Raw genomic sequence first — 21,002 nt, forward strand, 5'->3', positions numbered from 1 at the left:
AGCTTATATTTCAAAGCATAGAATGTACCACTTTAAAATAACCTTAAACTGAACGACTTTATTGATATATAATCAAAAATTGAGCAAAAACAAAAATACGATATATATAATGGTTATTATAACTACGCTTATATTCTCCCTTAATTGGGCATGCTGTTTAAAAGGAGCATTCAATGGCTTTTGATTATGGATCGATTGATCTTGGACTAAAAAACCCCTTCAAACTTGAAGGTAAAGTAACAGCTGTAAGAGGACTCATTGAGTCTATAGCGGGTATTAGTTTACTTGTTATTGCTGCGGGATCAGTAAAAGAAGATACAACCGCTGGATGGATTTTAATGGTGTTTGGCATGCTTATTTTAGCATTCGGCATTCGCTCACTTTCAAGTGGTATTTATGCAACTCTTAAGTATTTTGTAGGCAGAAACCACCCTACTTCACTTGCTTATAACTACAGCAAATCACAAGCATCAACCGCCCAAGAAGAACAAAAAGAAGTAGCCTACACCGCGCAATCACTCGAAGAAATGCTGGTTGGTCGTAAAAACAGTACGTTTAAAGAGCCTAATGGTTTTTTATCACGTTTACTTCACAGCTTAATCCCTAAGTTATTATTCCTACCTTATCCTATTCGTAATGTTGCTCAGCGCTTATTTGGCTCATGGGTAAGTACCCTTGTTGCACTTATTGCTTATGGCCTTGTAGCATTTGTATCTTTATCGGGTTTTACCGGTGAAGCAGGCGAATTAGCATTTCCTGTTTATAGTGCCATATTAATGTTCTACGTGCTTTTTTCGTGGCGCTCTACGGGTAAACCTATTTCTAGAAACGCTGAAAAAAATATTGAAGCACTTGGTACTGGTGCACTCGCTAAAATTATTTCTTTATCTTTTATTCTACCAATCGCTATTGGCCTTTCTATGTCATGGCTGATGAAAGAACAACACATTAGCAAACAAGAAATAGATGGCTGGATTGAGCAACTACCTAGTCTTCATGCTGGCATGTACTTAATTGCGATTATTGTATTAGCCACTCTGAGCTGCGCAATTGCTTTTATTATGATTAAAGCGCGTTTAAATGCAGTTACCCCTTCTGCTGAAGTATCAGAACTACGTGAAAACTGGCAAGAGTCTGTTCATCCAGACGAAATTTTTATAAACCTAGACAATCTAGTAATGGCTAACCGTCGTTATAAAGAAGTACCTAACAGAGTTTATCGCGAATTAGATCCTAAGCTTCAAGAACAAATTGAAGGTAAAGGCGGTTTTAAAGGTGAAATGATCCAAGAGATTCAACCTAAACTGCACTCAATAGACTTAGGTAAAAACTTTACGCTAGCAAGGTTACTTGCTTTAGTAAGTGGTAACTTGCTTTATATTATAGCCTTAGCGTTTACTGTGTTTTTAGCGTATTCGTTTATTAATATTTATCATTACGTTGACGCTGCAAATATTAGTAGCTTTAAACAAGCATTTAATAACCAACATGTTATTCAATTTAGTGAGCTATTAATGACAAGCTTTCACTTATTGCTAATAAGTATACTTATTAAAGCATTTGCGCAATTGCTTACAAATACAGCTCATCTATTTTTTGCTGAAATGCAATTTGAATCACTACTAGTGTACTTTAAATGCGAAGGCACATTTACTGAGTCTAAAATATCAACAGGTACTGGTATTCATGATAGTACCCGCTCAGAAAATACTTTAGTACGCAGTAGCATAACGCCTTGGATTATTGTTTCTCGTGTTATTTCTACTACGTTTGCAGCAACAGGTATGAAAAATCTTGAACATCCTCGCCATATTATGGAAATGCATAAAGACGAAGGACAATTACAAGCAATCAAAAAAGACGTTATCGCGTTCTTGAAAGACCGTGAATCTATCGCCTCAATCACCAGTGAGCGTGATTTAGGTAATGCTTCACAAATACATCAATTAAATCAGCAAACGCGTGCTATACCTACTCAGCAAGCGATAGCTAAAGATGACGAAGAAGCTGCCGGGTATTTAAGACAAGAAGAAAGCTTATCTCCCGAGCCAAAGGGTTAATTAACTTAAACTCTGGATTATTAGTATTAATGCCACCTTGTAAATTAGGTGGCATTTTTTTATCCTTTATTAACCTCTATTCAATACCTTTTAACTTTACTACCTCTTTTATACTCAACAACATGATTAATATTGGATTAGTCCACAAAGCCCTTGCTTTATGTGCCAAAACACAAATAATGAAGTATTAATCACAGGGTAAGAATGAGGACAATGAGCTATATACTAACCACCCAATGTGCTGACGACGTAGGCTTAATAGCTAAAATCACAGGGCTTTGTCATAAAAATAATTTAAATATTACGCGTAACAACGAGTTTGTAGATAAAGACGCACAGCGATTTTTTATGCGCACAGAGCTTACAGGCGAGCCACAAAGCGACTTTTTAGATCAACTACGCGCACTGTTGCCACAAGGCGCTAAACTTGCCCTACATTGCGGTGCAAAAACTAAAGTAGTTTTACTTGCAACTAAAGAAGCCCATTGTTTAGGTGGTATGTTGCTAAAGCAATTTGAACAAACTCTTAATATTGAAGTATTAGCAGTTATTGCTAACTACGCTGATTTAGAGCCTTTAGCAAAAGGGTTTGATGTGCCGTTTCATGTTGTATCGCACGAAGGACTAACTCGTAGCGAGCACGATCAAAAAGTAGGTGATTTAATTGCCAGCTACAACCCTGATATTATTGGTCTTGCCAAATACATGCGTATTTTAAGCCCTGAATTTGTGGGTCGCTTTGAAGGCAAAATAATTAATATTCATCATTCATTTTTACCCGCATTTATAGGTGCTAAACCTTATCATCAAGCATTTGAGCGCGGCGTAAAAATCATTGGTGCTACCGCTCACTTTGTGAATAATGAGCTTGATGAAGGACCTATCATTCTTCAAGACGTAACAAGCGTAACGCACGCTAATACTGCAGAAATGATGGCTAAAATGGGTAAAGATGTAGAGAAAACAGTGTTTTGTAAAGCACTCCAACTTGCATCAGAGCATAAGCTATTTATTAATGGTAATAAAACTGTAGTGTTTTCTTAGCATTGTACCAATTCGCTTAATTAAGTAGTTTATTTTGAGGTAATAAAACAGTGTTGATAACAAGGTATGCATTTTGTTATTAACCTGAATTCTGATTAACTATTCTACACATAAAAATATGCCAGCATTGTTGCTGGCATTTTTTTGCTCATAATTAAGCAAGTGACTTTTTAAATGTAAATTATGCCTGCTCTATTGGCTCGAGTTTTAATTTCGCGGCAATTAAAACGGCTTGGGTACGATTGTACACGCCGAGTTTTCTAAATATGGCTGTAATGTGTGCTTTTACTGTTGCTTCTGATATGTGCAGTTCATAAGCAATTTGCTTATTAAGTAAACCTTCGTGCAGATATTGCAGCACTCGGTATTGTTGAGGTGTTAATGAGGCAACTTGCGCTGCTATTTCTCGGTCTTCACCTTCAATTTCAGCTACTTTGTTTTTTAACTCTTTTGGTAGCCATGTATCGCCTTCAAGTATTTGGTTAATTGCACTGGCAATATCATCAGACGATGACGATTTAGGAATAAAACCCATAGCGCCGTAACCCATTACTTTAGAAACTATATTAGCGTCTTCACTACCCGAAACAACGGCAATAGGTAAGCTTGGGTATTCTTCTCTAATACGAATAAGACCATATAAATCACCATTACCTGGCATGTGAAGGTCTAGCAGTAATATATCAAGATCCTCTTGCTCGCTTAACACTTGCAGTGTGCTGTCAAAATCGGATGATTCAAAAACCTCTAAACCTTCAAATTTTGCGCTCAATGCGCCCTTTAGTGCTTCACGAAATAACGGATGGTCGTCCGCTATTAAAAACTGACTCATGGTTCACTCCTAATAAATTCGGCTGCCAGTTAGGTATAAAACCCTTACTGACAGCCGATATACTACGTTTAGAATCAACTTGTAATCAAGTTTTTAACGCACATTTAACGATTTAATCTGTTCTCGATTAGTTCATCGACTACAGATGGATCTGCAAGCGTTGACGTATCACCGAGTTGTTGGTGCTCATTTGCAGCGATTTTACGTAAAATACGACGCATAATCTTGCCTGAGCGCGTTTTAGGTAAACCTGGAGACCATTGAATCATATCTGGTGATGCTATTGGGCTAAGCTCTTTACGAACCCAGTTACGTACCTCTTTGGTTAACTCATCGCTTACTGTTACACCTTCATTTGGCGTAATATAAACATAAATACCTTGGCCTTTAATATCATGCGGGTAACCTACAACAGCGGCTTCTGCTACTGCTGGATGTGATACAAGAGCACTTTCAATCTCCGCAGTACCTAAGCGATGACCTGATACGTTAAGTACATCGTCCACACGTCCTGTGATCCAGTAATAACCGTCTTCATCACGACGACACCCATCACCAGTAAAGTAAACACCTGGGTAGGCGCTAAAATAAGTTTGTTCAAAACGTTCATGGTCGCCATAAACAGTTCGCGCTTGCGATGGCCAACTATCTAAAATAACTAAATTACCATCTACGGCACCTTCGAGTGTATTACCTTCAGCATCAAATAATGCTGGCGCAATACCAAAAAATGGATGGGTTGCAGAGCCAGGCTTTGTATCAGTTGCACCCGGTAAAGGCGTAATCATTATGCCACCGGTTTCTGTTTGCCACCACGTATCAACAATCGGACAATTAGATTTACCAATACTCTCGTAATACCACGTCCATGCTTCTGGATTAATTGGCTCACCAACCGAGCCTAAAATACGTAAACTATCGCGATTTGACGAAGCAGTTGGCTCATCACCTTTCGCCATTAGCGCACGAATTGCTGTAGGCGCAGTATATAAAATAGTTACACCGTGTTTATCAACAATTTCGCCCATACGTCCTGCAGTTGGATAAGTTGGTACACCTTCAAATAATACTTGTGTACAACCGTTTACTAATGGCCCGTATGCAATGTAACTGTGGCCTGTGATCCAACCTACATCGGCACTACACCAATACACATCGTCTTCTTTTAAATCAAATACGTATTCATGTGTCATTGATGAGTAAACTAAGTAGCCACCAGTAGTATGCACAACACCCTTCGGCTGACCTGTTGAACCTGATGTATATAAAATAAACAATGGATCTTCAGCGTTCATTGGCTCTGGTTCACACTTTGCTGGTAAATCAGCAACTAGGTCATGCCACCATATATCGTGCTCATTCCAATCAACTTCACCGCCGGTTAATTGGTGCACAATAACATGCTCAATTGAGGTTACAGTTTCTTGCGCTACCGCTTCATCTACATTTGCTTTTAATGGAACACAATTACCTGCTCTGCGCCCTTCATCCGAAGTAATAACAATTTTGGCACCCGAATCTCGAATACGATCTGCAATCGCAGAAGGTGAAAAGCCACCAAATACAACCGAATGAATAGCACCAATACGTGCACAAGCCTGCATTGCATAAACAGCTTGAGGCGTCATAGGCATATAAATCGCTACACGATCACCTTTTTGAACACCTAGCTTTTTTAAACCATTGGCAAACTTAGCCACTTCATCATGCAATTGTTGATAAGTAATATTCTCACTTTGAGATGGGCTGTCACCTTCCCAAATAAGCGCCGTTTTGTCTGCTTTGGTTTTTAAGTGACGATCGATACAATTGTACGAAGCATTAAGGTAGCCATCCTCATACCATTTAATATTTATATGTCCTTTGTCGAATGATGTGTTTTTAACTTTTGTATAAGGGGTAGACCAATCAAGACGTTTGCCATGCTCACGCCAAAAACTTTCTGGGTCATCAATAGATTGCTTGTAAAGCGTATTATATTTATTTTTATCTACAAGAGTCGCATCTTTAATATGCGCCGGAACTGGATAGATACTTTGTGACATCTTCGTCTCCATTAAATTACTTGCCTTAGGCTCTTATCAAGGATTACTCAGCAGTACTTTATTAAGTATTAGACCTTAGTTGTATTCCTCACCAATTTGCTCATTTGTAGTTTATAATCCTTCTGCTTTCAATTTTTTTACATAAATAATACAACGCGTTAAATGTAAGTGAATACAAACTTATCAACTCTAAAACCTTAGTCTTATAGACCAATAGGTAATTGAGTAAATATTGCGCATATTCAACAGTGTTCGGTACTGTAATAAACGTATTTACTGCAGTACTTAATAAAAGCTTTATTTAACGAATGAAAACAATATGTGTATTGAAAAGCTAAATTAACACCCTTTTTATTCGTAAGTAATACTCGTAGCAAGTAATACAACCTTACATGAAAAAAAAAGTAACAGACAACAAGTAGCCTATAAAGGACACCACAATGAAATTTATCCCATTAAAAACATTGGCAGCAAGCGCTGTACTATGTGCACTATCAAGTACTGCATACGCGGCAACTGCTGCAAAAATTGGTGATACCGAATTTACTTACGGTGGATACATCAAGCTAGACACAATGTGGAGTGATTACTCCGCAGGTGCACCGGCTGGTACAAACGTTGGCCGTGATTTTTACGTACCAAGCACGCTAACCGTTGGTGACGACAATAGCTCTGATGCAGTATTTGATATGCATGCACGCGAGTCACGCTTTAATTTTGGTACATCAACTTTAATGGATAACGGCAAAACCGTTAAGACTAAAATTGAGATTGATTTTTTAGCCTCGGCTGCTGGCGGTAATGAGCGAGTTTCAAACTCTTACGCACCACGTATTCGCCACGCGTTTGTTACTTACGATGGTTGGTTATTTGGTCAAACGTGGTCTAACTTTCAAAACGTGGGTGCCCTTGCTGAAACGCTTGATTTTGTAGGGCCTGCTGAAGGCACTGTGTTTGTGCGTCAATCGCAAATTAAATATACCACTGGCGCATGGTCTTTCTCATTAGAAAACCCAGAAAGTACAATTTCTACGACTAGCGGTATGGTAGTCACTGATGATGCATCATTACCCGATTTTACAGCTCGTTACACACACAAAGCTGATTGGGGTAACATTGTTGTTGCCGCGCTTGCTCGCCAACTTACTTATAAAGTAGGCAGTGTTGATGCCGATGAAACATCTTTTGGTATTAGTGCATCGGGTAAAATAAACCTTGGTGAAGACAACCTTAAATTTATGCTTACTCAAGGCAAAGGCTTAGGCCGTTACGTAGGCTTAAACGTAGCTCACGGTGCAGTACTTAATGGCGATGAACTAGATGCGATTGACTCAACTTCTGGTTTTGTTGCTTACCAGCACAAGTGGACAAGCAAATGGCGCTCAACGTTCTTATACTCATTCTTTAGCGCTGATAACAACACTGATTTATTAGCTATTTCTGGCGATCCGACAGAATCAAGCCAAAGCTACAGCGCAAATATTCTATACTCACCCGTTAAACGTTTAACGTTTGGTGCTGAACTAAAGCATGCTGAACGTGAAACTGAAAGTGGCGTAGATGGCGATCTAGATCGCTTACAGTTCTCTGTTAAATACTCTTTTTAATAACTAAAAAGCTAACTACTTTAAAAAAGCGGCCTAGGCCGCTTTTTTATAAGGGATATTAAGTTCTATATAATTCATCAATTCGTACCCATAATCTCTTTATGTGACGCTAAAATCCAACAAAATAGAATAATAATAGGTAAAAACACACAACCTAATTGCAAATCGATATCATTTAGATTAAGTTACGCACTTCTTTTTGAACTAACTGGAAAAACTTATGTCGTCCCCTCAAGTTTTGCGTTTATCTAAATTAAGCTTTGCTACTTCTTTAATTCTATCTGGTTATGCACTTGCTGATGAAGCAACTGTAAAAGATGAACCTCTCGAAAAAATTGCGGTATATGGTCAACATCACAAAAACTACATAACAGAAGAAGCGCAATCAGCTACCAAACTAGGTCTAACAATTAAAGAAACACCACAGTCAATCTCGGTAGTATCACGCGCATTAATGGACGACTTTTCACTAGACGATATAAACTCAGTACTTGAAAGCACCCCCGGCGTAACAGTAGAGCAAATAGAAACAGATCGTACTTACTTTAAAGCTCGTGGCTTTGAAATTACTAACTTTCAAGTTGATGGCTTAGGTATTCCACAAAGCTCTGGATCTATTCAAGGCAGTCTTGATACTTCAATTTATGACCGTGTAGAAATAGTTCGTGGCGCTAATGGCTTAATGACCGGTGCCGGTAATCCTTCTGCAACTGTAAATATGGTTTTAAAAAAGCCAACTTACACAACACAAGCAAATGCATCAGCCTCGTATGGCTCATGGAATAAAAAACGTTTAGATTTAGATGTATCTACGCCAATAAATGAAGAACACGCCGTACGTGCTGTATTTACAAAGCAAAAAGCTGATTCATACCTAGATCGCTACGAAACAGATAAAACAATTATTTATTTAGCCTACGAAGGCAAATTAACAGACAGCACATTATTAAGCGTTAACTACGTTAACCAACAAAAAGATGCTAATAGCCCACTTTGGGGGGCACTACCTCTTTATTACACCGACGGCTCACCAACTAACTATGACGAATCAACCAGTACTGCTGCTGATTGGTCTTACTGGGATAACAGTGCAGAGCAAGTATATGTAACGCTTGAACAAAACTTATCAGCAACATGGGTGGCTAGAGCACGCTATGCTCACATCGAAAACAAGCAAAACTCAGAGCTGTTCTACGTATACGGTACCCCTGATAGAGATACTGAACTTGGTTTAACAGGTTATGCTAGCCGTTATGATTACGAAGATAAGCATGACTTATTTGATTTATACGCCAGTGGTAAGTTTGATTTATTTAATCAAGAGCACGACCTATCATTTGGTGTTAGCCAAGCTAAAATGGATTACAACGAGCAGTCTCTTTACGATTACACTACAGGCAATGGTTTTCCAGATATGCCATCACTTAAAACGTGGGATGGTGTAGTACCAGAGGCAACACTTGTTGATGGCGTAAATGGTAGTGATATTACTAACGAGCAAAAATCAGCTTACATATCTACTCGCATTAAATTAAGTGAGCCTTTAAGTGTGCTCGCTGGCGTGCGTTATACCGATTGGGAAACAAAAGGCACAGCCTATGGCGTTGCTCAAACTCGAAGTGACTCTGAGCTAATACCGTACATTGGTACAGTGTACGACTTTAACGAATCTCTATCGGCTTATGCAAGCTATACAGAAACATTTGTACCGCAAAAAGAACTAGACATAAATGCCAATCAACTACCTGCTGTTACTGGCAAAAGTAGCGAAATAGGTGTCAAAGCACAGCTTCTAGACGACCAGTTATTTGTAACGTTTGCTTATTTTGATGCAAAACAAGATGGCCTTGCTGTTGCTATAGCTAACTCATTACCAAGTGATACGCGTTATTATGCAGCTGATGGCATTAGTAGTAATGGTTTTGAAGTAGAGTTAAGTGGTAAATTTACAGATGATTTAAGTGCAAGTATTAGCTTTAGTAATTTAAATATTGATGGTGATGATTTAGTAAAAGATTACACACCAGAAAACCAACTTAAAGTGGCCGCAACCTACCAAGTGCCTTTAGTTGATGGCTTATCATTTGGTGCAAACTATCGCTGGCAGGATTCAACTAGCCGAGTTCAAGTTAAAGATGCTAATGGTATTGCAAGTGTTACTACCAACCAAGATGCATACGGGTTACTTGATTTAATGGCCACTTACAAAATTACAGATAACGTAGGAGTCACTTTCAACGTTAATAACACCACAGGTGAAAAATATTTGCACAGCCTATACTGGGAACAAGGTTACTACGGTGCACCGCGTAACTACGCTCTATCTGTAAATTGGCAGTTATAAATATATTTGATTAATTAAAGGCTGTAGATTTTTGCGGTTAAATTAAAAAACGACACATTTTTAATGTGTCGTTTTTATTTTTATCTAACCTAAACTCTGGTTAAGAGATTTACTAACGTATTGAATCATAGTGGTATTTAAATTTATTTTCTCTAGCCAGAGATTTTCAGTGGAAACAAGGCGAATTTACGCGTCAATAGCTGGCCTATTGTAAGTAAATTCAACGCAGTTAGCGCTGAAAATAGCTGCTCGAGATAGATTTATTATCCAGAGCTCAGGTTATCTACTTTAAGTTTTTAATAACAAAAAAACGCTAATCATTACTGATTAACGCTTTTTAAAGCTCGGGTCAAATCAAGCTTAAAAACTCATTTTGAGGCTGTTAAAGATCAGCGTCATCGCCCAACTTATCTTCACCATCATCTGGTTCAATAGTTGCTTTTAATAAAAGCATTTCGCGTAACTTGCCTTCAATCTCATCTGCAATTTCTGGGTTTTCTTTCAAAAACTTAATTGAGTTAGATTTACCTTGGCCAACCTTGTTGCCACAGTAACTATACCAAGCACCTGCTTTTTCAACAATTTTATGCTTAACGCCTAGGTCAATTAGCTCGCCTTGCTTAGAAATACCTTCACCATACATGATGATAAATTCAGCTTGTTTAAACGGCGGCGCTACTTTGTTTTTAACAATTTTAACGCGAGTTTCGTTACCAACAACTTCATCGCCTTCTTTAACAGAACCAATACGACGAATATCAATACGTACCGATGCGTAAAACTTAAGTGCATTACCACCCGTTGTTGTTTCTGGGTTACCAAACATAACACCAATTTTCATACGGATTTGGTTAATGAAAATACACAACGTGTTAGAGCGTTTAATGTTACCAGTAAGCTTGCGTAATGCTTGCGACATTAAACGTGCTTGTAAGCCCATGTGCGAATCGCCCATATCGCCTTCAATTTCAGCTTTTGGTGTTAGTGCAGCAACCGAGTCAATTACAACAACATCTACTGCGCTTGAGCGTACTAACATGTCACAAATTTCTAGTGCTTGCTCACCTGTATCTGGTTGAGATACAAATAATTCATCTATATTTACACCCAATTTTTGGGCATATACTGGATCTAGAGCATGCTCAGCATCAATAAAGGCACATGTTTTGCCTTCTTTTTGTGCTTCTGCGATAACTTGTAAAGTAAGCGTTGTTTTACCAGATGACTCAGGTCCGTATACTTCAACAATACGTCCCATAGGTAAACCACCTATGCCTAAAGCAATATCAATACCTAATGAGCCTGTAGATACAGATTCAATGTTTAACGCTTTGTTATCACCCAATTTCATAATTGAGCCTTTACCAAATTGACGTTCAATTTGTGATAGTGCTGCGTCCAACGCTTTTTGTTTGTTATCGTTCATTTTATTCTCCAAATCCAGCTAATGGAATCAAGTATACTGTATGAAATCACAGTATCAAGCTAATTTTTTTATTTTATCTCATCTATTACACTTTTCAATGCAAATACAATAGCTTGCAGTCTAACTTGAGCCCTATCGCCAGAGAATACTTGTTTAAAGGTCAGTACTTTGTCATTAATTTGTATGCCAAACCACACAAGTCCCACAGGTTTGCCATCAGTTGCCCCGCCAGGTCCTGCAATACCCGATACAGCTATAGATATATTTGCATTTGTTGCTTTAATAGCACCTAATGCCATTTCACGCACTGTTTGTTCGCTCACAGCACCGTACTTTGCTAATGTGCTTGCACTTACATTTAGCAAATCTTGCTTTGCTTGGTTGCTGTAAGTCACAAATGCGCGGTCAATATAAGCAGAGCTTCCGGGCGTATCTGTAAGGGCATAACTCACTCCGCCACCAGTACATGACTCAGCACTAGTGATCCATAAGCATTTATCCGTTAAAATAGCGCCTAATTGCGCAGCAAGTGTTTTAATCTCTTGATGTAATTCCATATTCAGCCTTTGGGTAAATACATGTCGTTTGATCTTTATGCACCACACACTATAAAACAACAAACCCCTATGATGCAGCAGTATCTAAAAATAAAATCAGAGCATCGCGATATTTTATTGTTTTATCGTATGGGCGATTTTTACGAACTCTTTTTTGATGACGCTAAACGCGCCGCTCAATTACTCGATATTTCGCAAACTCATCGCGGTAAAGCCGGTGGCGATCCTATCCCTATGGCGGGCGTACCTTATCATGCAGTAGAAAACTACCTAGCACGCCTAGTCCAAATGGGTGAATCAGTCGCTATTTGTGAACAAGTGGGTGACCCTGCAACTAGTAAAGGCCCTGTCGATCGTAAAGTTGTTCGTATAGTTACACCTGGTACAATTTCTGATGAAGCGCTTTTACAAGAACGACAAGACAATCTTCTTACTAGCGTTTGGCAAAGTAAAAAAGGTCTGTACGGTATCGCGTACCTTGATATTAACTCTGGTCGCTTTAACGTTGTAGAGGTTAACACCGACGAAGCCTTTAACTCAACTATTCAGCGCTTAGCTCCGGCAGAACTTCTGTATAGCGAAAGCTTTGAAAACTTTCATTTAATTGAGCATATAAAAGGTGCCCGCCGCCGCCCAGAGTGGGAGTTCGACTTAGATACGGCTCAGCACTTATTATGCGATCAGTTTGGTACTAAAGATTTAGTTGGTTTTGGTGTTGATAAAGCCCACAGCGCGCTTGTTGCTGCCGGTTGTTTAATGCAATACGTAAAAGATACACAACGTATTGCACTGCCACATATTCGTGCAATTACGCTTGAGCACAACGAACACGCTGTTATTTTAGATGCCGCAACCCGTAAAAATTTAGAACTTACCGTTAATTTATCAGGTGGGTTTGAAAATACACTTGCCCAGGTACTTGATAAAACAGCAACACCTATGGGCTCTCGTTTACTTAAGCGCCGTATTCATACACCTGTACGTAATAAAGACGAGCTAAATTCACGCTTAAATGCAATTAGCGCTATTTTAGATGTACAACTGTGCGGTGAATTACACGAATCATTAAAAGAGATTGGTGATGTAGAGCGTGTTATTGCACGCTTAGCTTTATGTACTGCTCGCCCGCGCGATTTAACTCGCCTTCGCAGCGCATTACAAGCACTTGCGCCACTACACACTTTGTTAGGCGATGCTAACGATCCTCGTATAGCGGGTATTATCAAGCACTCGCCTGAGCTCCCTGATTTACAAGAGTTATTAGAACGTGCAGTGATAGAAAATCCACCGGTACTTATTCGTGACGGTGGCGTTATTGCCCCTGGTTACAACAGCGAACTAGATGAGTGGCGTAACTTAAGTAAAGGTGCAACCGATGTACTTGAACAACTAGAGTTACGTGAACGCGAACGCACGGGTATTAGTACGCTTAAAATTGGTTATAACCGAGTACATGGCTTTTTTATTGAAGTAAGCCGCGCCAATGCCCACTTAGTGCCAGCCGACTACATTCGTCGCCAAACGCTCAAAAATAACGAACGCTATATTATTCCTGAGCTTAAAGAGCACGAAGATAAAGTACTTGGTAGCCAATCAAAAGCCTTAGCGCTTGAAAAGCAACTATACGAAGAGCTGTTCAGATTTATCGCTCCACATATTGAACAGCTGCAAATGATGACAGCAGCACTGGCCGATTTAGACGTGTTAAATAACTTGGCCGAACGTGCATTTGCACTCAATTATGCAAAACCAGAACTGTGCGATAACGACAATATAAGCATTAAGCAAGGTCGTCACCCTGTTGTTGAACAAGTAATGAAAGAACCGTTTATTGCTAACCCTGTTGAATTAAACAGCCAACGTAAAATGTTGATTATTACAGGTCCAAACATGGGCGGTAAATCAACCTATATGCGCCAAACAGCACTTATTGTACTAATGGCTCACATTGGCAGTTATGTACCTGCAGACAGCGCTAAAATAGGTAATATTGATCGCATATTTACACGTATTGGTGCTAGCGATGATTTAGCATCAGGTCGCTCAACCTTCATGGTAGAAATGACCGAAACAGCGACTATTTTAAATAATGCCACGGCGCAGTCTTTGGTATTAATGGATGAAATTGGTCGTGGTACAAGTACCTATGATGGGCTCTCGCTTGCGTATGCAACAGCCGATCATTTAGCGTCAAAAATATCAGCTAAAACATTGTTTGCAACGCACTACTTTGAGTTAACAGAACTTGCTGAACAAACAACAGGTCTGGTAAACGTGCACCTTGATGCAATAGAGCATAACGATACAATCGCCTTTATGCATACAGTTCTCGACGGCGCTGCAAGTAAAAGCTTTGGCTTACAAGTAGCTGCCCTTGCAGGAGTTCCTAAAGCTGTGATTGCACAAGCAAAGCAAAAACTTAAGTTGCTTGAAAATCATCAAAGCGTTACTGCACCAAATACAGAGCAACAAGCCTTTACTTTTAATAACGAAATTGCACAAAGTGCCCCTTCTGAAGTAGAAGAACAATTAAGCGCAATTGACCCTGATAATTTATCGCCACGCCAAGCGCACGATTTATTATATAAACTAAAAGCATTGTTGTAATTTATATCATCTAATTTACAAGCATAAAAAAAGCCGAAGAATAAATTCTTCGGCTTTTTAACACACATAGTCTTTTAAACTATTTAACCAGTTACGAAAACTGATTAAACAAGCTATCTGTACTTAAACCTTCTTGTTGCAAAATGTCTTTTAAGCGACGTAATGCTTCTACCTGAATTTGTCTTACACGTTCACGTGTTAAGCCTATTTCGCGGCCTACATCTTCAAGTGTAGATGGCTCGTAGCCAAGCAATCCAAATCGACGTGCTAACACTTCGCGTTGTTTAGGGTTCAATTCACCTAACCAATCTACAATGTGCTTATTAATATCATTGTTTTGTACTTCGCCTTCAGGGCCAGCACTTTTTTCATCAGGAATGATATCAAGTAAAACACTGTCGTTTTCACCACCAATCGGCATGTCTACTGATGCAATTCTTTCGTTTAAACGTAGCATTTTAGTTACGTCTTCAACGGGTCTATCTAGGCAAGCTGCAATTTCGTCAGCTGTTGGCTCATGGTCAAGTTTTTGAGTTAATTCTCGAGCTGTACGTAAATAAACATTAAGTTCTTTAACTACATGAATAGGTAAGCGAATGGTGCGAGTTTGATTCATAATGGCACGTTCAATTGTTTGACGTATCCACCATGTAGCGTAAGTTGAAAATCTAAAGCCACGCTCAGGGTCAAATTTTTCAACTGCGCGGATTAAACCTAAGTTCCCTTCTTCAATTAAATCGAGTAAAGCCAGGCCGCGGTTGTTGTAACGGCGTGCTATTTTAACAACTAAACGTAGGTTACTTTCAATCATACGTTTGCGTGAGGCTTCACAACCTCTAAGTGATTTACGAGAAAAAAACACTTCTTCTTCTGCACTAAGCAAAGGAGAAAAACCAATTTCGCCTAAATAAAGTTGGGTTGCATCAAGATTTTTAGTGACTTCTTCTTTAGCAAAAATTTCATCATCTTCTACTTTATCTAGTAGAGTTGTGCTTTCATCAGCAGCGATGTCATCGAATTTTTCGTCAGTCGTAGTGTGTGTGTCAAGTTTTGCTGCGCTAGCCATAAGCCTTCTCCCGAGCAATTATCAATACCTAAAAATTAGGGTAGGTATTTAGCAGGATTGACAGCTTGCCCTCGGTAGCGAATTTCAAAACGAAGCGCGGTGACCGGAGACTCTGAATTACCAATTTCTGCTATTTTTTGTCCTGCCTTAACCTTCTGCTTTTCTTTAACAAGTAATTTCGAGTTATGTGCATAAGCACTTAGGTAATCATCATTATGTTTCAATATGATTAAACTACCGTATCCTCGAAGAGCGTTACCCGCGTATACCACTGTTCCTTGTGCCGCAGCTAAGACTGAAGCCCCTTTGCGATTAGTAATCTGTAAACCTTTATAACCGTTTTCCTTATTAGAAAAGCGTTTGGTAATTTTGCCCTTTGCAGGCCAAGACCATTTAACTTTACTGCTCGACAAACGTTTAGTATTACTAACTTTGTTACTGGCTTGTTTCTGAACATACTCTCGTTGTTTTGGGGGATCAAGCTCTTTCTTTAATATTATGTTATTTTTTTGTGTGTTTTTTATAGACTTTTTACTCAAGTTCGTATATTTTTCATCCCTTTTAATTTTTTCAGGCTTAGGGATTAAGGAGATATTTTGCCCAGGAAAAATGGTGTAAGGTGATGGAATTGAGTTGTTTTTTGCTAGTAACCTAAAATCCTGCCCGGCACTAAAAGCGATAGAATAAAGCGTATCTCCTCTTTGCACTTTATAACTACTTCCATTAATGTTAATAGTATGACCTAAATCATTAACATTATTATTTAGGCTGCTAACAGGTGCTGGAATATGGCGAGAAGAACAACCAAAGAGAAAAATACTAATAAATATAGTCACATACAGTAAAAACTGTTTATTCATTGTATTTTTCTCCCAAATTAGACAATTGATATTTTTAACGCTTAACGCAATAAAAAGTACGCTAGTACAATTAATACCACTAATCCCCAACCAAGTATTTCAATATACTGACGTAATTTTGCTTCCATTTTAGCCCCGCCCCACTTCATTAAAGCTGAAACTAAAAAGAAACGTGCACCGCGCCCAATAGCTGATGCGAGTAAAAATGGCAAAAATGCCATTTGCAAAACACCTGCGCCAATTGTAAATACTTTATATGGTATCGGCGAAAAACCAGCTAAAAACACAACCCAAACACCGTAATCTTTAAACCAATTTAACGCGATATCAAACTTTTCTTGCCAGTGCATTTGTGCAATTAATGGCTCAACAACAGGTTCGAATAACCAAAAACCGAGTAAGTAGCCAATTATGCCACCAAAAACCGACGCTATTGTGGCAAAGCTTGCAAAGCGCCATGCTTTTTTAGGTTGCGCAAGCGACATAGGTGCAAGCATTACATCGGGTGGTATTGGAAAAAAAACTGACTCTGCAAAGCTCATTGCAGCTAAATAACGTTCCGCATGACGGTGTTTTGCCCACACTAGGGCCATATCGTATAACTTGGTAAACAACTTCAAAATGAATTCCTATTCAATATCGCCAGGTACTAGCGGCACAAATCTAACGGGAGCAATAACATGCTCTTTATAATTATCGCCTTTGCGGATAACCATTATTAATTTTTGATCACTCTCACCAATTGGGGCTAATAACACGCCGCCATCGGCTAACTGATCAAGTAAGTCTTGCGGTACTTTAGAGGCCGCAGCAGTCACTATAATACCATCAAACGGTGCTTGTGATTGCCAGCCTTGCCAACCATCGCCATGCTTCATGGTTACATTATATAAATCGAGTTGCTGCAACCTGCGTTTTGCCTGCCACTGAAGTGTTTTAATACGCTCTACCGAGTAAACCTTAGTAAACGTTTTAGCTAATATTGCAGTTTGATAGCCAGAGCCAGTGCCAATTTCTAATACTTTATCGCGTACACCAGCTAAGCGGAGCAACTCTGTCATGCGCGCTACTATATAAGGCTGAGAAATAGTTTGCCCTTGCCCAATAGGTAACGCTGTATTTTCATAGGCTTTATGTTTTAGCACATCATCTATAAAAATATGGCGAGGAATGTCAGCTATAGCACTGAGTACTTGTGTATCTTCAACGCCTTCACGCTTTAGTAAGTCAGATAACGCTTTTGCACTGCGTGTATAATTAGCGAGCACGATTAATCTCCAAATCGGCTAACCAGTCTCCTACGGCTTTTAAGCTATCTTTTGCTGTCATATCAACACTCAATGGCGTCACCGATGCATAGCCATTGTTAATAGCGTGAAAATCGGTCCCCTCTCCTGCATCGCTTTCAGTCCCTAGCGATCCATACCAATAAATATCACGACCCCAAGGATCGGTTTGTTTGGTCATGGTTTCGGCTTTGTGGCGAGCGCCTAGGCGTGTTACTTGCACCCCTTTTAATTCACTTAATGGAATATCTGGCACATTAATATTTATTATTTGATCTTTTGGCAGCGGGTGCGAAGCCAAGCCTTTAATAATATTTACGGTAACCGCGGCGGCTGTTTCAAAATGCTCGCCCTTATGTGAGCAAAGCGATACCGCAATTGCAGGTAAGCCTAAATGGCGACCTTCAGTTGCAGCGGCAACGGTACCAGAATAAAGCGTATCGTCGCCTAAATTGGCACCATGGTTAATGCCTGCAACAACTAGATCTGGTTTTTCACCAGCTAACTGGTTTACACCTAAATGTACGCAATCAGTAGGCGTGCCATTAACCGACATAAAACCATTTTCGAGCGTTGTAGCTCGCAGCGGGTTCATTAATGTTAAAGAATTACTAGCGCCACTACAGTTGCGGTCAGGTGCAACCAGAGTTACATCAGCAATTTGTATAAGCGCCTGATATAAAACTGCAATGCCTTTAGCATTTACGCCATCGTCGTTACTTAACAGTATCTTCATTTATGCCATTATCCTTTTCTTTGCGCTCTCGTGGGCTTGCATCTGTGTAATCCACCAGCTCACGTAATAATGCGGTTGCAAAACACCCTTTAGGCAAACCAAAACTCAGTTTTAAACTGGTTTCATCTATGGTCTCAACCGTTAAGTTTTGCGGAATTAAACGCAGCATTCTGCGCTCATTTTTAAGACCTAGCTCACCTAAACCATCACACCATGCTTGATATGGTTCGAGCCATACTTTCTCTTGCTCGGTTAAGCCTTTTTCACTTTTACCTACCATAGGTGCCGACATCATAATATCGCCAGTGGCTAGTCGTTCTATGTTTTCGTCGTTAATTGCATCTTCAAAAAATGCGTTACTGCCGCTAAGCATAAATACTTCACGGTGCATTGTTTTAGCTAAACCATGCTCTTTAACACGCAGGCTTACTAACTGATTAAACACATGTGAGCGTGCTGCTGAAATAATGATACCGCGTAACTTTTTATCGCGAATACGCTCACCAGCAAACATTTTTTCTGCCATTACTAAGTTATGACCGCCATGCCCAAAACGTTGTTCGCCAAAGTAATTTGGCACACCTGCGCGCACGGCATTAATACGGCATAGAATATCAAGGGGCTTGGTTACATTACGCAGCGTAATAGTAAATTTATTCCCCTTGTGGCAACCCGTACGTAATTTACGGTCGTGGCGCTGTTGCGACACAATAAAAATACTCTCGCTATTTAAATCACTAAAATCGATAGGCTTTTTAATCGGTACTTTTACGCTAAACCACTGCGAGCACACACCGTGGCGATCTTTCATACCTGCGTAGCTTACGTCTCGTGGTGACACACCCGCACGTTGTGCAATTAGCTTTGCAACGTATTGCGTATTTTCGCCTTTTTTAACCACCTGCAAACACACGTGTTCGCCACTGCCGGTAAATTCTATACCTAGGTCTTCATCAACCATAAAATCTTCAGCGGTGGTTTTAAAATCAGCTTTAGAAAGCGGTGCACCGTATAAATAATTTAAATCGCTCATGCGCTTTTTGTACTCGTAAACTCTTTACTCATAATAACCACAGCATGGCTCGAAATACCTTCCCTGCGCCCTTCAAAGCCTAGCTTTTCGGTAGTAGTGGCTTTAACGTTAATTTGCGAAAGGTCACAATTTAAATCGCTGGCTAAATTAGCGCGCATAGCTTGAATGTGTGGCAGCATTTTAGGCGCCTGTGCAACAATAGTTACATCGCCATTGCCAAGTACATAACCTTGCTCTTTAGCTAAGCCAACTACATGGCGAAGTAAAATACGGCTGTCGATATTTTCATACTCGCTTGCCGTATCGGGGAAGTGCTTGCCAATATCGCCCATTGCAAGCGAGCCTAAAATAGCATCGCATAATGCATGAATAGCCACATCGCCATCTGAGTGCGCTAAAAAGCCCTGTGGATAATCAATTTTTTCACCACAAATAGTCAAAGGGCCTTCGCCACCAAATTTATGTACGTCAAAACCATGGCCAATTCGAATCATAATGCACTCTCGTTTTGTTGTTTATGTAGTAAAAACCCAGCCAGGTCTAAATCCTCTGGCGTGGTTATTTTAATATTATCGCTGCGACCCGCTACAAGCTTTACTGGTTTGCCTGCCCATTCAATTGCGCTGGCTTCATCGGTAATAGTTACTCCACTCGCTAATGCGTTTTGAAGTGCACTTTTAAGCTCGTCATATTTAAAAAACTGCGGGGTAAGTGCTTGCCATAAGTCATCGCGAGGTACAGTTTGTTCGCTGTACTCGTGTCCGCGTTTTATGGTGTCTTTTACTTTACTCGCTAAAATACCGCCTTCATCAGCGCGTATACATTCATCAATTAAACGCTCTATATCACTAATATTAACTAATGGGCGCGCAGCATCATGTACTAATACCCACGTAGGCGGGTTAGGTGCTAAAAAAAGTAAGCTATTGAGTACTGAATCTGCTCGCTCTTTTCCACCACTGGCTCGCACAATGCGATTATCAAGCAGTGGGAGTTCGTCAAAATAGGGGTCGCTGTCGCTGAGGGCAACAACAATAGAGCTTAATTGGGGTAATTGAGAAAGTTTAGCTAAGGTATGCTCTAAAATAGTTTTACCAGCTAATTGTATGTATTGCTTAGGCGCATTGTGCTGCATTCTACTGCCAACACCCGCTGCAGGAACAATTGCAGCAATAGTCTGTTTATTTGTCATATTGTTTGCCCGGTAAAACACGAATAAATGTTTCGTCCGGTTTAATCATTCCCAATTCGTTGCGTGCACGCTCTTCAATGCCTTCTTGGCCAAGCTTTAAATCTTCAATATCTGCTTTAAGCACTTTATTTCGTTTAATGAGCTTTTCGTTGGTTTGTTGATGCGATGCAACAGCACCTTTTAGCCGTGTGTAGTCTTGTAAACCATTATGACCAAACCATAATCTGTATTGTACAAACAGTGCTAAGCACAGTAAGCCAACTTGAAAAATACGCATTTAACACTCCTTATTTTAAATTCCAAATAC

The 21,002-nt window shown here is 39.7% G+C and carries 18 protein-coding genes; 5 read left to right on the forward strand and 13 right to left on the reverse strand.

Annotated elements, in window-relative coordinates; all coding sequences use genetic code 11:
- Positions 1-173 precede the first annotated feature (173 nt).
- Together I6F66_RS11920 and purU are read left to right on the forward strand one after the other, a co-directional pair.
- On the forward strand, positions 174-2,060 hold the full coding sequence (locus tag I6F66_RS11920) for a hypothetical protein (RefSeq protein WP_165728458.1): 1,887 nt from the start codon (positions 174-176) through the stop codon (positions 2,058-2,060).
- A gap of 213 nt (positions 2,061-2,273) precedes the next feature.
- On the forward strand, positions 2,274-3,104 hold the full coding sequence (purU, locus tag I6F66_RS11925; RefSeq protein ID WP_007584800.1) for a formyltetrahydrofolate deformylase: 831 nt from the start codon (positions 2,274-2,276) through the stop codon (positions 3,102-3,104).
- A 181-nt stretch (positions 3,105-3,285) separates the two neighbouring features.
- On the opposite strand, the gene I6F66_RS11930 is transcribed toward purU, so the two are convergent.
- Positions 3,286-3,936 carry a response regulator transcription factor gene (locus I6F66_RS11930; protein ID WP_007584799.1) on the reverse strand — a complete coding sequence of 217 codons (651 nt, stop codon included), beginning with the start codon at positions 3,934-3,936 and terminating at the stop codon, positions 3,286-3,288.
- Between the two features lie 104 nt (positions 3,937-4,040).
- Positions 4,041-5,981, reverse strand: coding sequence for an acetate--CoA ligase (gene acs, locus I6F66_RS11935; protein ID WP_165741001.1), 1,941 nt, complete (start codon positions 5,979-5,981; stop codon positions 4,041-4,043).
- A 440-nt stretch (positions 5,982-6,421) separates the two neighbouring features.
- Between acs and I6F66_RS11940 the strand changes: the two genes are divergently transcribed.
- Both I6F66_RS11940 and I6F66_RS11945 read left to right on the forward strand, forming a co-directional pair.
- Positions 6,422-7,588: a DcaP family trimeric outer membrane transporter gene (locus tag I6F66_RS11940; protein ID WP_197119077.1), complete on the forward strand. Its 1,167-nt coding sequence runs from the start codon at positions 6,422-6,424 to the stop codon at positions 7,586-7,588.
- A 220-nt stretch (positions 7,589-7,808) separates the two neighbouring features.
- Positions 7,809-9,932 carry a TonB-dependent siderophore receptor gene (locus I6F66_RS11945; protein ID WP_165742066.1) on the forward strand — a complete coding sequence of 708 codons (2,124 nt, stop codon included), beginning with the start codon at positions 7,809-7,811 and terminating at the stop codon, positions 9,930-9,932.
- A 382-nt stretch (positions 9,933-10,314) separates the two neighbouring features.
- On the opposite strand, the gene recA is transcribed toward I6F66_RS11945, so the two are convergent.
- Positions 10,315-11,358, reverse strand: a complete 1,044-nt coding sequence (gene recA / locus I6F66_RS11950; RefSeq protein ID WP_024591486.1) for a recombinase RecA — start codon at positions 11,356-11,358, stop codon at positions 10,315-10,317.
- A gap of 68 nt (positions 11,359-11,426) precedes the next feature.
- Positions 11,427-11,915, reverse strand: coding sequence for a CinA family protein (locus tag I6F66_RS11955; protein WP_101217726.1), 489 nt, complete (start codon positions 11,913-11,915; stop codon positions 11,427-11,429).
- Positions 11,916-11,936: 21 nt separating this feature from the next.
- Between I6F66_RS11955 and mutS the strand changes: the two genes are divergently transcribed.
- A complete protein-coding gene (mutS, locus tag I6F66_RS11960) occupies positions 11,937-14,522 on the forward strand; it encodes a DNA mismatch repair protein MutS (RefSeq protein ID WP_197209317.1) in 2,586 nt (861 codons plus the stop codon).
- A gap of 91 nt (positions 14,523-14,613) precedes the next feature.
- Here mutS and rpoS read toward each other — a convergent pair whose 3' ends face one another.
- Genes rpoS through ftsB form a run of 9 tightly spaced genes read right to left on the reverse strand, consistent with a single transcriptional unit; the run spans position 14,614 to position 20,972 of the window.
- Positions 14,614-15,588: an RNA polymerase sigma factor RpoS gene (gene rpoS / locus I6F66_RS11965; protein WP_149594147.1), complete on the reverse strand. Its 975-nt coding sequence runs from the start codon at positions 15,586-15,588 to the stop codon at positions 14,614-14,616.
- 35 nt (positions 15,589-15,623) lie between these two features.
- Positions 15,624-16,448 (reverse strand): peptidoglycan DD-metalloendopeptidase family protein, encoded by an 825-nt coding sequence (locus I6F66_RS11970; RefSeq protein ID WP_165728453.1) that lies wholly within the window; start codon positions 16,446-16,448, stop codon positions 15,624-15,626.
- A gap of 41 nt (positions 16,449-16,489) precedes the next feature.
- On the reverse strand, positions 16,490-17,068 hold the full coding sequence (locus I6F66_RS11975) for a YqaA family protein (RefSeq protein ID WP_165740814.1): 579 nt from the start codon (positions 17,066-17,068) through the stop codon (positions 16,490-16,492).
- Positions 17,069-17,077: 9 nt separating this feature from the next.
- Complete coding sequence (locus I6F66_RS11980; protein ID WP_165728451.1) at positions 17,078-17,716, reverse strand: protein-L-isoaspartate(D-aspartate) O-methyltransferase; 639 nt, start codon at positions 17,714-17,716, stop codon at positions 17,078-17,080.
- The gene (gene surE / locus I6F66_RS11985) at positions 17,706-18,470 is read right to left on the reverse strand and encodes a 5'/3'-nucleotidase SurE (RefSeq protein ID WP_197119073.1); all 765 of its coding nucleotides are present in this window, start codon (positions 18,468-18,470) and stop codon (positions 17,706-17,708) included. Before surE ends, I6F66_RS11980 begins: the two co-directional genes overlap by 11 nt.
- Positions 18,451-19,503, reverse strand: coding sequence for a tRNA pseudouridine(13) synthase TruD (truD, locus tag I6F66_RS11990; protein WP_165728449.1), 1,053 nt, complete (start codon positions 19,501-19,503; stop codon positions 18,451-18,453). The genes surE and truD overlap by 20 nt, the downstream gene beginning before the upstream one ends.
- Positions 19,500-19,997: a 2-C-methyl-D-erythritol 2,4-cyclodiphosphate synthase gene (gene ispF / locus I6F66_RS11995; RefSeq protein WP_197142421.1), complete on the reverse strand. Its 498-nt coding sequence runs from the start codon at positions 19,995-19,997 to the stop codon at positions 19,500-19,502. Before ispF ends, truD begins: the two co-directional genes overlap by 4 nt.
- A complete protein-coding gene (ispD, locus tag I6F66_RS12000) occupies positions 19,994-20,695 on the reverse strand; it encodes a 2-C-methyl-D-erythritol 4-phosphate cytidylyltransferase (protein ID WP_197142423.1) in 702 nt (233 codons plus the stop codon). The genes ispF and ispD overlap by 4 nt, the downstream gene beginning before the upstream one ends.
- Positions 20,685-20,972, reverse strand: coding sequence for a cell division protein FtsB (gene ftsB / locus I6F66_RS12005; protein ID WP_165728446.1), 288 nt, complete (start codon positions 20,970-20,972; stop codon positions 20,685-20,687). The genes ispD and ftsB overlap by 11 nt, the downstream gene beginning before the upstream one ends.
- Positions 20,973-21,002 lie beyond the last annotated feature (30 nt).

It is taken from the genome of Pseudoalteromonas sp. NZS100_1, assembly GCF_015864285.1.
Classification (GTDB): Bacteria; Pseudomonadota; Gammaproteobacteria; order Enterobacterales; family Alteromonadaceae; genus Pseudoalteromonas; species Pseudoalteromonas arctica.

Coding starts and splice junctions, on each gene's coding strand:
- acs (WP_165741001.1), bottom strand. CDS start 5,981: ATGTCACAAAGTATCTATCCAGTTCCGGCGCATATTAAAGATGCGACT.
- ftsB (WP_165728446.1), bottom strand. CDS start 20,972: ATGCGTATTTTTCAAGTTGGCTTACTGTGCTTAGCACTGTTTGTACAA.
- I6F66_RS11930 (WP_007584799.1), bottom strand. CDS start 3,936: ATGAGTCAGTTTTTAATAGCGGACGACCATCCGTTATTTCGTGAAGCA.
- truD (WP_165728449.1), bottom strand. CDS start 19,503: ATGAGCGATTTAAATTATTTATACGGTGCACCGCTTTCTAAAGCTGAT.
- ispD (WP_197142423.1), bottom strand. CDS start 20,695: ATGACAAATAAACAGACTATTGCTGCAATTGTTCCTGCAGCGGGTGTT.
- I6F66_RS11945 (WP_165742066.1), top strand. CDS start 7,809: ATGTCGTCCCCTCAAGTTTTGCGTTTATCTAAATTAAGCTTTGCTACT.
- recA (WP_024591486.1), bottom strand. CDS start 11,358: ATGAACGATAACAAACAAAAAGCGTTGGACGCAGCACTATCACAAATT.
- I6F66_RS11970 (WP_165728453.1), bottom strand. CDS start 16,448: ATGAATAAACAGTTTTTACTGTATGTGACTATATTTATTAGTATTTTT.
- I6F66_RS11920 (WP_165728458.1), top strand. CDS start 174: ATGGCTTTTGATTATGGATCGATTGATCTTGGACTAAAAAACCCCTTC.
- ispF (WP_197142421.1), bottom strand. CDS start 19,997: ATGATTCGAATTGGCCATGGTTTTGACGTACATAAATTTGGTGGCGAA.
- I6F66_RS11955 (WP_101217726.1), bottom strand. CDS start 11,915: ATGGAATTACATCAAGAGATTAAAACACTTGCTGCGCAATTAGGCGCT.
- surE (WP_197119073.1), bottom strand. CDS start 18,470: ATGAAGATACTGTTAAGTAACGACGATGGCGTAAATGCTAAAGGCATT.
- mutS (WP_197209317.1), top strand. CDS start 11,937: ATGTCGTTTGATCTTTATGCACCACACACTATAAAACAACAAACCCCT.
- I6F66_RS11940 (WP_197119077.1), top strand. CDS start 6,422: ATGAAATTTATCCCATTAAAAACATTGGCAGCAAGCGCTGTACTATGT.
- purU (WP_007584800.1), top strand. CDS start 2,274: ATGAGCTATATACTAACCACCCAATGTGCTGACGACGTAGGCTTAATA.
- rpoS (WP_149594147.1), bottom strand. CDS start 15,588: ATGGCTAGCGCAGCAAAACTTGACACACACACTACGACTGACGAAAAA.